13 protein-coding genes, 4 tRNA genes, 2 pseudogenes and 1 riboswitch are annotated in these 13951 nt (G+C 60.5%); of the genes and pseudogenes, 6 read left to right on the forward strand and 13 right to left on the reverse strand.

The features are described 5' to 3' along the window. Positions 1 to 61: 61 nt before the first annotated feature. Positions 62 to 601, reverse strand: a pseudogene (locus tag H4V96_RS05750) (IS4 family transposase); the annotation flags it as partial. A gap of 27 nt (positions 602 to 628) precedes the next feature. Between H4V96_RS05750 and H4V96_RS05755 the strand changes: the two are divergent. Continuing rightward, positions 629 to 949, forward strand: a pseudogene (locus H4V96_RS05755) (IS30 family transposase); the annotation flags it as partial. A gap of 154 nt (positions 950 to 1103) precedes the next feature. Here H4V96_RS05755 and H4V96_RS05760 read toward each other — a convergent pair. Both H4V96_RS05760 and H4V96_RS05765 read right to left on the reverse strand, forming a co-directional pair. Then, a tRNA-Lys gene (locus tag H4V96_RS05760) sits at positions 1104 to 1179 on the reverse strand. A gap of 81 nt (positions 1180 to 1260) precedes the next feature. Next, positions 1261 to 1336: transfer RNA gene (locus H4V96_RS05765), tRNA-Lys, on the reverse strand. Between the two features lie 119 nt (positions 1337 to 1455). On the opposite strand from H4V96_RS05765, the gene H4V96_RS05770 reads away from it, so the two are divergent. Both H4V96_RS05770 and H4V96_RS05775 read left to right on the forward strand, forming a co-directional pair. Next, complete coding sequence (locus tag H4V96_RS05770) at positions 1456 to 1914, forward strand: MarR family transcriptional regulator (RefSeq protein WP_196856132.1); 459 nt, start codon at positions 1456 to 1458, stop codon at positions 1912 to 1914. Beyond that, complete coding sequence (locus tag H4V96_RS05775) at positions 1911 to 3398, forward strand: MDR family MFS transporter (RefSeq protein ID WP_280720752.1); 1488 nt, start codon at positions 1911 to 1913, stop codon at positions 3396 to 3398. The genes H4V96_RS05770 and H4V96_RS05775 overlap by 4 nt, the downstream gene beginning before the upstream one ends. On the opposite strand, the gene H4V96_RS05780 is transcribed toward H4V96_RS05775, so the two are convergent. Next, positions 3392 to 4480 carry an NADH:flavin oxidoreductase/NADH oxidase gene (locus H4V96_RS05780; RefSeq protein WP_196856131.1) on the reverse strand — a complete coding sequence of 363 codons (1089 nt, stop codon included), beginning with the start codon at positions 4478 to 4480 and terminating at the stop codon, positions 3392 to 3394. The two genes, H4V96_RS05775 and H4V96_RS05780, sit on opposite strands and share 7 nt — an antisense overlap. A gap of 107 nt (positions 4481 to 4587) precedes the next feature. Here H4V96_RS05780 and H4V96_RS05785 point away from each other — a divergent pair, with 107 nt between their 5' ends. Then, positions 4588 to 4890 carry a helix-turn-helix domain-containing protein gene (locus H4V96_RS05785; protein WP_280720753.1) on the forward strand — a complete coding sequence of 101 codons (303 nt, stop codon included), beginning with the start codon at positions 4588 to 4590 and terminating at the stop codon, positions 4888 to 4890. A 177-nt stretch (positions 4891 to 5067) separates the two neighbouring features. Then, entirely contained in the window at positions 5068 to 6198 is a 1131-nt protein-coding gene (locus tag H4V96_RS05790) for an acyltransferase (protein WP_196856129.1), read from the forward strand. A 192-nt stretch (positions 6199 to 6390) separates the two neighbouring features. Here the strand turns inward: H4V96_RS05790 and H4V96_RS05795 are convergent. The 9 genes from H4V96_RS05795 to ybgC all read right to left on the reverse strand — a co-directional run bounded on the left by H4V96_RS05795 (position 6391) and on the right by ybgC (position 12095). Beyond that, a tRNA-Lys gene (locus H4V96_RS05795) sits at positions 6391 to 6466 on the reverse strand. A gap of 87 nt (positions 6467 to 6553) precedes the next feature. Continuing rightward, a tRNA-Lys gene (locus tag H4V96_RS05800) sits at positions 6554 to 6629 on the reverse strand. Between the two features lie 67 nt (positions 6630 to 6696). Then, positions 6697 to 7455, reverse strand: a complete 759-nt coding sequence (ybgF, locus tag H4V96_RS05805) for a tol-pal system protein YbgF (RefSeq protein WP_010396136.1) — start codon at positions 7453 to 7455, stop codon at positions 6697 to 6699. A gap of 135 nt (positions 7456 to 7590) precedes the next feature. Beyond that, on the reverse strand, positions 7591 to 8112 hold the full coding sequence (gene pal, locus H4V96_RS05810) for a peptidoglycan-associated lipoprotein Pal (RefSeq protein WP_010396138.1): 522 nt from the start codon (positions 8110 to 8112) through the stop codon (positions 7591 to 7593). Between the two features lie 43 nt (positions 8113 to 8155). Next, positions 8156 to 9433 (reverse strand): Tol-Pal system beta propeller repeat protein TolB, encoded by a 1278-nt coding sequence (gene tolB, locus H4V96_RS05815; RefSeq protein ID WP_070345543.1) that lies wholly within the window; start codon positions 9431 to 9433, stop codon positions 8156 to 8158. Continuing rightward, positions 9430 to 10455, reverse strand: a complete 1026-nt coding sequence (gene tolA / locus H4V96_RS05820; RefSeq protein WP_280720754.1) for a cell envelope integrity protein TolA — start codon at positions 10453 to 10455, stop codon at positions 9430 to 9432. Before tolA ends, tolB begins: the two co-directional genes overlap by 4 nt. A 48-nt stretch (positions 10456 to 10503) precedes the next feature. Continuing rightward, a complete protein-coding gene (locus tag H4V96_RS05825; protein WP_029496245.1) occupies positions 10504 to 10917 on the reverse strand; it encodes an ExbD/TolR family protein in 414 nt (137 codons plus the stop codon). 39 nt (positions 10918 to 10956) lie between these two features. Next, entirely contained in the window at positions 10957 to 11646 is a 690-nt protein-coding gene (tolQ, locus tag H4V96_RS05830; RefSeq protein ID WP_010396146.1) for a protein TolQ, read from the reverse strand. 47 nt (positions 11647 to 11693) lie between these two features. Next, complete coding sequence (ybgC, locus tag H4V96_RS05835; protein WP_010396148.1) at positions 11694 to 12095, reverse strand: tol-pal system-associated acyl-CoA thioesterase; 402 nt, start codon at positions 12093 to 12095, stop codon at positions 11694 to 11696. A gap of 337 nt (positions 12096 to 12432) precedes the next feature. After that, positions 12433 to 12559, forward strand: a riboswitch (ZMP/ZTP riboswitch). Between the two features lie 111 nt (positions 12560 to 12670). On the opposite strand from ybgC, the gene glyA reads away from it, so the two are divergent. Then, positions 12671 to 13918, forward strand: coding sequence for a serine hydroxymethyltransferase (glyA, locus tag H4V96_RS05840; RefSeq protein ID WP_196856128.1), 1248 nt, complete (start codon positions 12671 to 12673; stop codon positions 13916 to 13918). Positions 13919 to 13951: the final 33 nt, after the last annotated feature.

Genomic DNA, 13951 nt, shown 5'->3' on the forward strand with positions numbered 1-13951 from the left:
GACGGCCAAGGCTGAAATCGTGTACGAATGGCGGACTTGAACCCATTGGATTACACACAAGTCAACCACCCAAGGCGCCCATCTGGCGCAGCATCCTGATTGTTTGAGCTGACACATGGACATCGTGCAGACCGCGCCAGATCGTCATGACGCCGGGCTCGCCATCGCACTTGCGGGCGAGGAAGCCGCCGACGCGGGCGATCAGGCGTAGCACTTCGTTGAGCGACGAGGTCGGTGGTGGCAGCTTCTTGTTGAGCATATAGGCTGCCTGGATTTCGTCGGGATCGAAGAACAGGCTGGCGTCCAGATCGGGACAGGTCCGTCCCATGCGTATCAGGTAGGCGATGCGCCAGGCAACCACCATGTACAAGGCCAGCGCCCGCTCCAGCCGGTCGATGGAGGACAACTGCATTTTTTCCACCTTGCAGCCGTTCTTGAGCACGTTGAAAAAGAGCTCGATCTCCCACCGCGCGCGATACCAGTCGATCACCTGGCATGCCTGCTCCAGCGTTGTCGCCGGGCAGTTGGTCAGCAGGCGCCACGCCACCGGCGTGACGCCTTCGGGCGCATCGACTTCGCGCGCGATGACACAGGTCGCTTCGACTGTGTCGCGCCTGCCGTCGCGCAGCAGCACGCGATCGGAACGCTAGTTGAGCGTTCAAGCAGATTCACCATGCTTGTCCACCTGCCTCGCGAGGAAGGCTACGGATTGATACCTAGGACGAAAAATGGCCCTGCGTTGGCTGGCTACGGAGCTGTCACGATGGCTAATGCGCTCAAGAATACCGTGACGGACATGCCCACCCTTTTGTGGCAGTCATTGACCTGGGATCGCGGCAAAGAACTGTCGGATCATGCCCGCTTCACGGTCGAGTCCGGGGTGAAGGTATTCTTTGCCGACCCGCATAGCCCATGGCAGCGCGGCACAAACGAAAACACGAATGGCCTAGATGGAGACTAGTGGCAAACCACAAATTTGCTACCGCTAGTGGCGAAGCAAGCCAGCCTGCTTTGATGGGGCTGTGCTTGTTTTGCAGCGACCAGAGAGCGACCAGAAACAAAAAAGCCCACGAACCGAAATTCGTGGGCTTCTCTGAAGTATTTGGTAGGCCGTGCGGGATTCGAACCTGCGACCAACGGATTAAAAGTCCGCTGCTCTACCAGCTGAGCTAACGACCCAAAAACTTTTTACAACTGAACTGCGGTAACACTGTGCGGTACGTGCTTGCCATGAAGACTTGCAAACGAACCACAAATTCTTGGTAGGCCGTGCGGGATTCGAACCTGCGACCAACGGATTAAAAGTCCGCTGCTCTACCAGCTGAGCTAACGACCCAAGGGCGGCTATTATGACGGCCAATGGCGCTTTTGGGAAGGGCGGGAATGGAAAAAACCTTGCATGGTGCCAGGGTAGGGTATAATATAGGTAGATAGCCTACCTACTTATATATTCCTATGTCCACTACCGAAGACCTCCCCATCCCCGCACGCGCGCTGGCGCTGTCCGATGAATTGCGTACTGCCTTCAAGCGCCTGCTGCGTTCCATGCAGCGCGAAGGGGGCGAGCTGGAAGGCGGCGTGTCGATGATGCAATACATGCTGCTGGCGCTGATTCACGAGCAACCAGGCATCGGCGTGGCCGCGCTGGCGCGCCTGCAGAATGTGCGCGGGCCGACCGTCAGCGCGCAGGTCAAGTCGCTCGAAGAGGCGGGCCTGGTCGAGCGCAGCGCGCCCGATCCGCAAGACCGCCGGCGTTCGGGCCTGCAGGTGTCCGCGCAAGGGCTGGCGATCCTCGAAACCTTGCGCGCGCGGCGCCGCGATGCGCTGGCGCGGCGCATCGCCCGTCTGACGCCGCAGCAGATCGATGCACTGGCCGCCGCCATGCAGCCGCTGCTTGAGATTGGCCAGGCATGAGCGGCCACGATCAAGCTTCCGATGCCGTAAAACCCGTCACCGAACGCGAAGTGTGCGCCATCTATCTGGGCCTGATGACCGTGCTGGGCCTCGGTGCGCTGGATCAGAGCATCGTCGCCACGGCCTTGCCGCGCATCGTCGACGACCTGGGCGGCATGGCGCATCTGTCGTGGGTGGTGACGGCATATGTGCTGGCCTCGACGGCCACCATGCCCCTGTACGGCAAGCTGGCTGACCAGTACGGCCGCCGTCCCATGATCTTCACGGCCCTGCTGACCTTTTTGCTCGGTTCCGTGCTGTGCGGGCTGGCGCAGAACATGACGGAGCTGATCATCTTCCGCGCCATCCAGGGCCTGGGTGCAGGCGGCTTCATGCCGCTGGCGCAAATCATCATCGGCGACATCGTGCCGCCGGCCGAACGGGGCAAGCGGCAAGGCATGGTGCCCATGGTGTATGCCGTCACCAGCGTGCTGGGGCCCGTGCTGGGCGGCGTCATCACGGATGCCTTGTCGTGGCACTGGATTTTCTATGTCAACCTGCCCATCGGCGCGGCGGCCTTTGTCATCATTGCGCGCGCCATGCGCAAACCCGCGCGCGCGCATGCGCACAAGATCGACTACCTGGGGTCGGCATTGCTGACGGGCGCCATCACGGCGGCCCTGCTGGTGCTGGCGCTGGGCGGCACGGAGTGGCCGTGGGATTCCTTGGCCATCAAGGTGTGCGGCGGCATTGCCGTGCTGCTGGGTATCTGGCTGGCCTTCCACGTGAGCCGCGTGGATGAACCGGTGCTGCCGCCCGATCTGTTCGAGAACCGCACCTTTAATATTGCCAGCCTGGTGATGGCCATGACCTTCATGGGCTTGATGGGCGCCAGCGTCTTCTTTCCCCTGTTCTTCCAGCTGGTGATGGGCACCAGCCCGGCGGAGTCTGGCGTGATGACGGTGGCGATGATGGTGGGGCTGGTGGCGTCGTCGATGTTCAACGGCCGCGTGCTGTCGCGCTCGGGCAAGTACAAGATGGTGCAGGTGGTGGGGCTGGCCGTGGCGGTGCTGGCGTTTGCCGTGCTGGCGTGGGCCATGGCAACGTCGCGCGGGTACTGGATCATCGAGCCGGCCATCTTCTTCCTCGGCACGGGGCTGGGACTGGTGATGCCGAACATGACGATTGCCGTGCAAAATGCCTTGCCGCTGGCGCGCCGCGGCGTGGGCACGGCCATGCTGGCCTTTTTCCGCTCGCTGGGCGGCTTGCTGGGCGTGACGGCGTCCGGCGCCATCCTGGCGCATCAGCTGCACCAGCATGGCGTGGAAGCCGTCTCGGCGCTCGGTGCGCAGGCGGCGGCGCAGACGGTGGAAGTCTACCGCCATGCGATCGCCAGCGTGTTTGGCGCCGGCGCCGTGCTGCTGCTAGTGGGACTGGTCTTCCTGCTGTTCTTGCCGGAACTGCCCCTGGAGGGGCATCCGGCAACGCTCAACGATGATCAATAGCGTTCGAGCCAGTGCGCGTACGGCGCCGGCAGGGTCCACGAGGCGCGTTCCACGCCGAGTTCCTTGGCGGCAAAGTATGCCCAGTGCGGATTGGCCAGGTGCGCCTTGCCCACCATCACCACGTCGAGTTGCTCTTCCTTGACGACGCGCTCGGCAATGGCCGGCGTGCCGAAGCCCCAGGCGGACGAGACGGGCACGCCCGCTTCGCGGCGCACGCGCTCGGCAATCGGGCCCATGAAGGCCGGACCCCACGGAATCGAGACGTCGGGAATGGTAAAGCCCATGCTGACGCTGAGCATGTCCATGCCGGCCTCCTTGAACTGGCGCACCAGGCCGATCGATTCGAGCAAGGTTTGTTCGTCGCGGCCGTCAAATTCCAGCACGCCGAAGCGGATCGTCAGCGGCAGGTGCTCGGGCCATACGGCACGCACGGCTTTCAATGTTTCCAGCAAAAAGCGGCTGCGGTTTTCCACGCTGCCGCCATAGATATCGTCGCGCTGGTTCGCGTGGGACGAGAAAAAGCTTTGCGCCAGATAGCCGTGGGCGAAGTGCAGTTCCAGCCACTCGAAGCCCACTTCGCGGGCGCGCACGGCCGCGTCGACGAAGTTCTGTTGCACGCCGGCGATATCGTCGAGGTTCATGGCACGCGGCACTTTCGGCAGGCCGCCGCCAAAGGCGATGGCGGACGGCGCGATGGTTTGCCAGCCGCGCGTGTCGCCGTCAAGAATATGGTCGTCGCCTTCCCATGGGCGGTTGGCGCTGGCCTTGCGGCCCGCGTGGGCGATCTGGATGCCGGGCACGGAGCCGGCCGCCTTGATGGCTTTGACGACGGGCACGAAGGCTTGCGCCAGATCATCATTCCAGATACCCGTGCAGCCGGGCGTGATGCGGCCTTCCGGCGCCACGGCCGTCGCTTCGACGATCACCAGTCCGGCACCGCCGCGCGCCATGCCTGCGTAGTGCGACAGATGCCAGTCGTTGGCCTGGCCATCGACGGCCATGTACTGGCACATGGGTGGCACGGCGATGCGGTTGCGCAGGGTGATGTCTTTGAGAGTGTAGGGCTGGAAGAGGGCGGACATGGTGGCCTTTGTGTGTGTGGGGGGGGTAGATAGGGAAATGCTGATTCGGTAGTTCGTAAATATTCGAAGAATGGAATTAGTATAGCGCATGCTGTATGATTCTGCTCATGCGTCCACACAAACATCCTCCCGCCAGCGAATTCGTCCTCGAACGCGTACTCTACGCCTTGAGCGATTCCATTCGCCTCGACATCGTGCGCCACCTGGCCAGAGTGGACGCGGCCGCTTGCGGCGACCTCGACGGCGGGCGGCCGAAGTCGACCGTTTCCCACCATTTCAAGGTTTTGCGCGAAGCGGGCCTGGTGCATACGGAAAACGCCGGCACGACGCATATGAATACCCTGCGCCGCGCCGATATCGAGCACCGTTTCCCTGGCTTGCTCGATGCCATCCTGGCGCAGCAGAAATAGTACCCTCGGCACCAGCGGCGCTGTAGGCAGCGTAGGCGAGCATATAGGGCGTGTAGCCGCCTGTCGTGCCCCGCCACCCTCCAGGCTCGGCTATGATATCGGCCTTTCGGTAAATCCTCAGCCGCGCGCCTTTTGCGCGACGGCTGGCGACACTGCCTGGCATGGCAAGGGATGGGAATGACGGCAGCAGCAGTGGCATCACAGGCGGACCTGGCAAATCGTCCGCAGTTTGGCTGGATCAATGGATTAAAGGCGGGTGCGGCGCAGTTGATCGTCTTGCACCACCTGGCATTTTACGGGCCCATGTCCGACTACGTGCAGCCCCTATGGCCTGCGCTGCTGAACTGGCTCGGTGGTAGTGCGCGCATCGCCGTACAAGTATTCCTCGTCATCGGCGGCTTTCTGGTCGCCAAATCGCTGTCGCCCGCCGCCCGTCCCGGCATTGCTAACCCGCTACAGGCGATCTGGCGCCGTTATGCCAAGCTGGCGCCGCCTTTCCTGGTCGCCACCGTGCTTGCGGCCGTGGCGACGCCCGTGGCCGGCATCTGGATGCTGCACGACTCCATGTCGGCCGCCGCCACCCTGGGCCAGCTGAGCGCGCATGCCTTGCTGCTGCACGGCGTGCTGGGCTATGCATCGCTGTCCGCCGGCGCCTGGTACGTGGCCATCGATTTCCAGCTCTACCTGTTGACGCTATCGCTGCTGTGGCTGGGTGGCCGCCTGGCGGGCCAGCGGCGCATGGGCTGGCTGATGCCGCTGGTCATCACCGCGGGCATCACTTTTTCCTTGCTGTATTTTAACCTCGACGCCGCCTGGGATAATTGGGCGCCGTATTTCTTTGGCAGCTATGGCCTGGGGATCATGGCCTGGTGGGCCAGCGACCCTGCGCGCAAGCCCGCGACCATGACTGCGCTCATGCTGATGGCCGCCGTGCCTGCGCTGCTGGCACTGGCCATCGACTACCGCAGCCGCATCGTCCTGGCGCTGGTTGTTGCCTGCGCGCTCTTCCTGTTTGGCCGCGCCCGCACGCCTTCGCGCAGTCGCGCCTGGGGCGTCATCAATGCTCTAGGGCGCATCTCGTATGCCGTTTTTTTGGTCCACTTCCCCGTCTGTCTACTGGTCAATGCCTGGTTTATTGCCCATGTCCCATTGGTGCCAGGCTGGCAGGCGCTGGGCATGCTGGTGGCCTGGGGTGCCAGCTTGGCGGCCGGGGCGGTGTTTTACCGCTGGGTGGAGGTGCCGTTGGGGCGGGTGGTGGGCCAGGTGGTGGCGCATCTGGCTGGGCGACAGGCGTGGGTATCGCGGTAAAAACTGGCGCTTGAAGTGAGGCGGATGAGGAAGGGGGCGTCGGGAAATGGCGCCCCCGATGTGCTTGTCAAGCGCAAGTGCTGCTGGCCGATTGCGTGATGAGATGGCTGTGATGACCGCGCCCTAGTGTGCCGCTGATGCTGCTGCAAAACAAAAAAGCCAACCGCGAACGGTTGGCTTCTTCATAGTATTTGGTAGGCCGTGCGGGATTCGAACCTGCGACCAACGGATTAAAAGTCCGCTGCTCTACCAGCTGAGCTAACGACCCAAAAACTGTACAACAACTTCGGTAACACTGTGCCGTAGGAAAATGCTTGCCGTAAAAGATTGCAAGCAGATCAGTACTGCGTATTCGTGGTAGGCCGTGCGGGATTCGAACCTGCGACCAACGGATTAAAAGTCCGCTGCTCTACCAGCTGAGCTAACGACCCGAAGAAGGAAGATTATAGGGGGTGCCCGCGATTCTGTCAAACCCAAGGGGCAACTTTTTCCCCGCTTTTACTTTTTGCCGACCCGTTCCTTGGCCGCTTGCGCTGCGCTCGAGCCTGGATAGCGCGAGATCAGGGCGTTCAGGGTCTTGGTGGTATTGGGCTTATCTTTCAGCTCCGTGTAGCAGCTGGCGATGTTGAGCATGGCGTCAGGCGCCTTCGGGCTGTCCGGGTAGAGCTTCAGTACTGCCTGCTGCGCCGTGATGGCGTTCTTGCAGTCGCGCTGGGCGTAATAGGCATTGCCCAGCCAGTATTGCGCGTTGGCCGCATAGGCCGATTCCGGGTAGCGTTTCACGAAGGCGTCCAGTGCCGTGACGGCGCCCTTGTAGTCGCCCGACTTGAACAGGCCGAATGCCGATTCATAGGTGCTTTGCTCGGACACGCCCACGGCCGCTTCCTGGCCATCGATGGTGACCTGGCGCGGTTCGAGCTTGCGCAGGCGCGCGTCGATATCGGTGTAGAAATCCTTCTGACGCTTTTGCGTATTTGTCAGGTCGTTACCCAGCACTTCGATCTGGCCGCGCAGGCGGGCGATCTCTTGCATGGTCTGGTCATGCTGGTTGAGCAGGCTCAAGGTGCTGGTCTTGTCCGCCTTGGTATCGATACGGTTGTTCAGGTCGCGCGCCATGGCGTCGACCTTGGCGCGCAGCTCCAGGATGGCTTTGCGCGCTTCGTCGTCGTCGAACAGGGCGGCGTTGGCGTGCAGGGGCAGGTAGGCAAACGCGGCCATCAAGGCGGCGGCGACGCCGGCTTTCGAGAATGTCATCATGGGTCGGGCTTTCAAAGGTTACGCAAAACATGCAAACGGGGCGCCGGGCGGTGAATCACCGCGCTGCGCCCCATTATTATGCCTATGACTGGCCAGTTAGGTAAGCGTCAATGCTGCAGCGCTTACCCGTCAACATCAATAAACGATGTCAGCGCGGCGGTTTTCAGCCCATGCTGCTTCGTTGCTGCCTTGTGCTTTAGGCTTTTCTTTGCCCAGCGATACGGCTTCCATTTGGCCTTCTGGCACGCCCAGGGCGGCCATCGACTTGCGCACGGCTTCAGCACGTTTCTGGCCCAGGGCCAGGTTGTACTCAGCGCCACCGCGTTCATCGGTGTTACCTTGGATCAGGATCTTGCGGCTAGGCGTTTTCACCAGGTAGCCAGCGTGGTTTTGCACGACTGCGGTGTCCGCTTCACGCACGACGTATTTGTCGAAGTCGAAGTAGATGCTGCGGTTAGCCAGCACGCCTTTTGGATCGTCCAGTGGATCGACCGAAGCGGTCGTCACTGGCTGAACTTGACGGGTGTCAACTGGTGCGGCGACTTTTTCAGGAGCGCGCTCAACGACTGGGGTTTCTGCTACTTTGACTGGGGTGCTGCAAGCGGACAGCAGGGCTGCGGTAGCGGCGATGAAAGCCAAACTTTTAAAGTTACTCATTTTTATTCTCCGGGTCATGGTTAAAGGTGAAACTGTACAGCATTTACTTCATAAAAGGACCCCAGGTGGGCTCCTTGATATTGCCAGCTTGAGTAGTCAAGCGCTGTTTGACGCGGCCATCCACCGATACCACTGCCAGCGACTTGCGTCGTCCGGATTCGGTCGCGTACATAATATATTTCCCGTTCGGCGAAAAGCTCGGTGATTCGTCGTTGGCGGTGTCCGACAGGCGCAGTTCCTGGCCACTAGCCAGGTCGAGCGCGTAGAGCTGGAAATTGCCATCGCGACGGGAAATATAAGCGAGAGTCTTCCCGTCGGACGAAATCCGCGGGCTGATGTTGTAAGAGCCGCCAAACGTCACGCGCTTGGCTTCGCCACCGCTGACCGACATGCGGTAGATCTGTGGTCCGCCGCTGCGATCGCTGGTGAAGTAAATGCTTTGTCCGTCTGCCGAAAATTGGGGTTCCGTATCGATGCCGCTGCTGTTGCTGACGCGGCGCAAGCCGCTGCCGTCGGCATTGACGGTGTAGACCTGGGTATGGCCATCGCGCGACAGCGCCACGGCCAAGCGCGCGCCGTCCGGGCTCCAGCTTGGCGCCGAATTGCTGCCTTTTTCGTTCGACACGATGGTGCGCTCGCGCGTCACCAGGTTTTGCACGTAGACGATGGGCTTTTTCTTTTCAAACGAGACATACGCCACCTTGGTGCCGTCCGGCGACCATGACGGCGAAATGATCGGTTCGTTCGAGCGCAGGGCGACCTGGATGCCTTCGCCATCGGCGTCGGCCACTTCCAGCCGGTATTCGCGGCCCGATTGCGTGACGTAGGCGATGCGCGTGGCGAACGCGCCTTTGACGCCCGTCAGTTTTTCATAGATGTCATCGGCAATTTTATGCGCCAGCAGGCGGTTGAACTGCGGCGCAGCCGCATTGTTCATGCCCGACAGCTGCGCGCCCTTGATGGTGTCGAACAGCTTGTAGCGCACGTCCAGGCGGCCATCGGCCATGCTTTGCACGGTGCCGGCCGCCAGCGCGTCGGCGCCGCGCGACTTCCATAGATCAAAGCTGACCGGCGCCGTTTCCGAGACGGGCGCATCGGCGTCGATCAGCTTGAACACGCCGCTGCGCGCCAGGTCGGCCTTGATGATGCCAGACAGCGATTGCGGCGCCGCCGATTCATTGACAAAGCTGGCGACAGCCACCGGGATCTGGTTGCTGCCGATCCCGGTAATCTCCACGCGCAGCTGCGCCTGGGCGCCGGACGCCCCCAGCATCAGGCCCGCGCAGAGCACGACATAGCTCATTTTTTTCATGGTCATCATTTAGGCAAATCCTTCATCTCGAATATGAGTTCAATCTCGCGTTCCACAGTGCCATCTTTTTTCTTTGGCAGTGGCGACGATTTATTAATGGCGTTTTCCACCGAGCTGTCATACGCCGGCAGGCCGCTACTTTTAATCTTTCGGACCGAAATAATTTCCCCAGTTGGCAGTTGCTCGATCTTGAACACGGCGCGCGGGTTGCCCGGCACGTCCGTGCTGCCGCTGTACGCGATATTGCTCTTGATCTTGCTCGTCAGGGCAGCGACATAGCCGCTGTCCTTGCGTGGCGCGGTCGCTTTCGCGGCCGTGCCCGTTGTGCCATTGCCTGCCTGAGCCATCAGCTGTTTCATGGCATCGGCATGCAATTTGTCGGCTGCGGCTTTTTCAGCCGCCGCTTTCTTGGCCTTGGCCGCTTTCTCGGCCGCCGCTTTTTTCTCGGACAGTTCTTTCTCGGCTTTTTCTTCCGCCGCTTTCTCTTTGGCCAGCTTGGCTTTCTCCAGCTTGTCGGCCTTCTCTGCTTTTTCTGCCTTTTCTTTTTCCAGCTTCTCAGCCTTGTCTTTTTCTTTTTGCTGCTGTTTTTCCAGTGCGCGCTTTTCTTCCTCGCGTTCTTTCAATTCTTGCTTGCGGCGTTCTTCCGCTGCCGCTTTCTCTTCTTTCAGTTTGGCTTTCTTGCGCTCAAGGGCGATTTCCGCCTCGCGCAGGTCGACCTTCGGCTCGGGGGCTGCCACCGGCGGCGGTGGCGGCGGGGCCGGCTGTTCCACTTGCGGTTGCGGCGGCGGCGCCGGTGTCGGCTCCGGTTCGGTCGCTACCTCAGGCGGCGGCGCGGCCGTCTGCACTTTCAGGTCCCACACTTCCGCTTCGACGGCGACAGGTTCCGTATTTTGCCAGTGTACGCCCACCCACAGGAAAAACAGCAGGCCAAGGTGCATCGCCAGCGCCAGGCCCAGCGAGGGCCAGCGGCTGCGTTCGCGCGGCACGCTATAGGGCTTGCCGAGTACATGGTCGATTTGTTTGGTCTGCAAAGTCTAGTCTATCTAAAAACGGTCAAGTCTGGAAATACGCTGCGGTGCTTACTTGGTGGCCAGGCCGACGCGGGTAATGCCCATCTTTTTCGCTTCCGAAATGAGCTGGATCACGTCGTCGTACTTGCTTTCCTTGTCGCCCGCAATCATTACGGGAAAGTCGGGATTGCTCTCGTGCAAGCCGCGCAGCTTACGCAGCAGGGCATCGCGGTTCGGTTCCGTTTCCGGCGCCAGTTGTTCCTTGCCGATGACGCCGATCGATAGCGAACCATTCGGCTTGAGCACGATCTGGATATAATCATCGGGCGGTTTCGCCGACCTTTCCGCATTGGGCAAGTTCACCACGCTGGGATTGTTCGACGATGGCATCACCATGAAAATGATCAGCAGCACCAGCATCACGTCGATATATGGCACGACGTTGATTTCGGACTTGAACTTGCGGCCGCGGCCGCCGCGCATGCCGCCGCTATTGAATGAGGAACCCATGGACGCTCCCTTTTAGCGCGACTGGCGCTGCAAGATGTTGGAGAATTCTTCGACGAAGCTCTCGAAACGGATCGCCAGGCGGTCGATATCATGCGAAAAGCGGTTGTAGGCGACGACCGCCGGAATGGCCGCAAACAGGCCGATGGCGGTGGCGATCAAGGCTTCGGCAATGCCGGGCGCGACGGCAGCCAGGGTGGCTTGCTGCACGTTGGCCAGGCCGCGGAAGGCGTTCATGATGCCCCAGACGGTACCGAGCAAGCCGATGTAGGGCGAGACGGAGCCGACCGATGCGAGGAAGGCCAGGTGCGATTCGAGCACGTCCATCTCGCGCTGGAAAGCGGCGCGCATGGCGCGGCGGGCGCCGTCGAGTACGGCACCTACGTCCAGCGCTTCGCGCGCACCGTAGGAAGCCTTGCCCTTGATGAATTCGCCCATGCCGGCATCGAAGATGCGCGCCAGCGCGCCGCTCTGGTCGCGGTTGCCGCTGGCATTTTGGTGCAGCGCATGCAAGTTGCCGCCAGCCCAGAAGCTGCGTTCAAATTCGATCGTTTGCTTGCGCGCCTGGCGCACGGCAAACATCTTGCGGAAAATGTAGGTCCAGCTGGTCAGGGAAATGAGCAGCAGCAGGGCCATGATCAGTTGCACGATCAAATGGGCATTGCTGATGAGCGCGAGGAAAGAAAGATCTTGTGTAACGTTCATTGGCTGGCAGTCTGTTGGGTGAATTGTCCGGGGGTGGCGGGTAGGGCTCAGGCGGCGCGCATGCGGGCCGCCACTGCATCAGGCACGGCGCGCGGGCGCAATGCCGAGTCGACGCAGCCGATCTTGACGCGGGCCGTGTTCAGCAGGCGCTCGCCGCACCAGGCTTGTTGCAGAAAAACAATGGAGGCGCGTCCCATTTTTTCTATGCTTAATGTTAATCTTACCGTGTCATCGAGTCTGGCTGGCGCATGATAGTCGGCGTTGACGCTTTTGACAACGAACATGGCGTCGTGCTGCTGCAGCAATGCTTGCTGGCTTACATCGATGGCGCGTAGCCATTCGGTACGCGCGCGCTCGAAAAATTTCAGGTAATTTGCGTAATAGACGATGCCGCCGGCGTCGGTATCTTCATAGTAGACACGCACGTTCCAGGTAAAGACTGAAGGCATGTTTATTGTGCCAGTAGTGAGATTGAGCAACATTTTACGCGATTTTTCTTCTTGTGACTGTGGGCTTTTGCTGGAAAGCCATGCAAAAACCGCATAAAAGTGGCCTAAAAGCGGGATGCAAGTTGCACCGCGGCATTGTAAATGCGGGGTGCATAATGACAAGTCCCGTAACATACGCTTACATACCGCCGCCAGGTTTAAGCACAGCTTAAGCGTCGCAGTCTCCGCTGCGGGCTGCGGCCTTGTCCGCTTCACCTTGGCGCACCGCCTTGGCGCACGGTGGCATGGTTGCATTCCTTGCTCAATTTGGGCACTTGACTTACAATTTGATTTCCATTACGTCTCACGTGACTGGCGAAAAGTCGGAGCGATCCCCATAATGTGGCGGTCGGCAATCCGGCGAAAGGTGGGCACCCACCGGGAAACGTGAGATTTTTCATCAGCCGTTCGCCTGGGTAGCCACTATGGAACAGTACGAAGAGGCTGCCTATCCAATGTTGTTATTCAATTAACGCCGGCTCCCCTCATTCGATCCAATCTGCCAGTACAAGCACCCTCATACTTGGAGTTTTTACATGTTTGCAAAAGATCACACCCTCGCCAACGTCGATCCTGAATTGTTCGCCGTTATTCAAAAAGAAAACGTGCGCCAGCACGATCATATCGAACTGATCGCGTCGGAAAACTATACGTCGCCAGCCGTAATGGAAGCGCAAGGCTCGCAGCTGACGAACAAGTATGCCGAAGGCTATCCAGGCAAGCGCTACTACGGTGGCTGCGAATACGTCGACGTGGCCGAGCAGCTCGCCATCGAGCGTGTCAAGCAATTGTTCGGCGCCGAATGCGCGAACGTACAGCCGAACTCTGGTTCGCAGGCGAACCAGGGCGTGTTCTTTGCCGTGCTGAAACCGGGCGACCTGATCATGGGTATGTCGCTGGCCGAAGGCGGTCACCTGACCCACGGCATGCCGCTCAATATGTCCGGCAAGTGGTTCGACGTCGTCTCGTATGGCTTGACGCCGGAAGAAGACATCGATTACGAGGCGATGGAGCGCCTGGCTCGCGAACGCAAGCCAAAGCTGATCATCGCTGGCGCGTCGGCCTTCTCGAAAAAGATCGACTTCGAGCGTTTCGGCAAGATCGCCAAGGAAGTGGGCGCCTACTTCCTGGTCGACATGGCCCACTACGCCGGCCTGATCGCCGCTGGCCTGTACCCGAATCCGGTGCCGTTCGCCGACTTCGTCACCTCGACCACGCACAAGTCCTTGCGCGGCCCGCGCGGCGGCATCATCTTGATGAAGGCGGAACACGAAAAAGCCATCAACTCGGCCATCTTCCCTGGCATCCAGGGTGGCCCGCTGATGCACGTGATCGCCGCTAAGGCGGTCGCCTTCAAAGAAGCGCTGAGCCCGGCATTCGTCGAATACCAGAAACAAGTGATCAAGAACGCCGACGTGCTGGCGAAAACCCTGATCAAGCGTGGCCTGCGCATTGTTTCCGGCGGCACCGAATCGCACGTCATGCTGGTCGACCTGCGCGCCAAGAACCTGACGGGCAAGGAAGCCGAAGCCATCCTCGGTTCCGCGCACATCACCTGCAACAAGAACGGCATCCCGAATGACCCGCAAAAGCCCTTCGTCACCTCGGGTATCCGCCTGGGCAGCCCGGCGATGACGACGCGTGGTTTCAAGGAAGCGCAAGCGGAAGAAGTGGGCAACCTGATCGCCGACGTGCTGGACAATCCGCATGACTCCGCCACCATCGAGCGCGTGAAAGCGGCCGTGAAAGTGCTGGCCGATGCACATCCTGTATACGCGGCATAATTATTTGTCCAGAATGTGTCATACGGAGTAAGA

Origin of the sequence: Janthinobacterium sp. CG_23.4 (assembly GCF_029892305.1) — a bacterium.
GTDB lineage: Bacteria > Pseudomonadota > Gammaproteobacteria > Burkholderiales > Burkholderiaceae_D > Janthinobacterium > Janthinobacterium lividum_D.

What these genes read in the sequence shown, in the direction of transcription:
- H4V96_RS05770 (WP_196856132.1), top strand. Translation starts at nt 1,456, where the DNA reads ATGTCCACTACCGAAGACCTCCCCATCCCCGCACGCGCGCTGGCGCTG.
- H4V96_RS05775 (WP_280720752.1), top strand. Translation starts at nt 1,911, where the DNA reads ATGAGCGGCCACGATCAAGCTTCCGATGCCGTAAAACCCGTCACCGAA.
- H4V96_RS05780 (WP_196856131.1), bottom strand. Translation starts at nt 4,480, where the DNA reads ATGTCCGCCCTCTTCCAGCCCTACACTCTCAAAGACATCACCCTGCGC.
- H4V96_RS05785 (WP_280720753.1), top strand. Translation starts at nt 4,588, where the DNA reads ATGCGTCCACACAAACATCCTCCCGCCAGCGAATTCGTCCTCGAACGC.
- H4V96_RS05790 (WP_196856129.1), top strand. Translation starts at nt 5,068, where the DNA reads ATGACGGCAGCAGCAGTGGCATCACAGGCGGACCTGGCAAATCGTCCG.
- ybgF (WP_010396136.1), bottom strand. Translation starts at nt 7,455, where the DNA reads ATGATGACATTCTCGAAAGCCGGCGTCGCCGCCGCCTTGATGGCCGCG.
- pal (WP_010396138.1), bottom strand. Translation starts at nt 8,112, where the DNA reads ATGAGTAACTTTAAAAGTTTGGCTTTCATCGCCGCTACCGCAGCCCTG.
- tolB (WP_070345543.1), bottom strand. Translation starts at nt 9,433, where the DNA reads ATGATGACCATGAAAAAAATGAGCTATGTCGTGCTCTGCGCGGGCCTG.
- H4V96_RS05825 (WP_029496245.1), bottom strand. Translation starts at nt 10,917, where the DNA reads ATGCGCGGCGGCCGCGGCCGCAAGTTCAAGTCCGAAATCAACGTCGTG.
- tolQ (WP_010396146.1), bottom strand. Translation starts at nt 11,646, where the DNA reads ATGAACGTTACACAAGATCTTTCTTTCCTCGCGCTCATCAGCAATGCC.
- ybgC (WP_010396148.1), bottom strand. Translation starts at nt 12,095, where the DNA reads ATGCCTTCAGTCTTTACCTGGAACGTGCGTGTCTACTATGAAGATACC.
- glyA (WP_196856128.1), top strand. Translation starts at nt 12,671, where the DNA reads ATGTTTGCAAAAGATCACACCCTCGCCAACGTCGATCCTGAATTGTTC.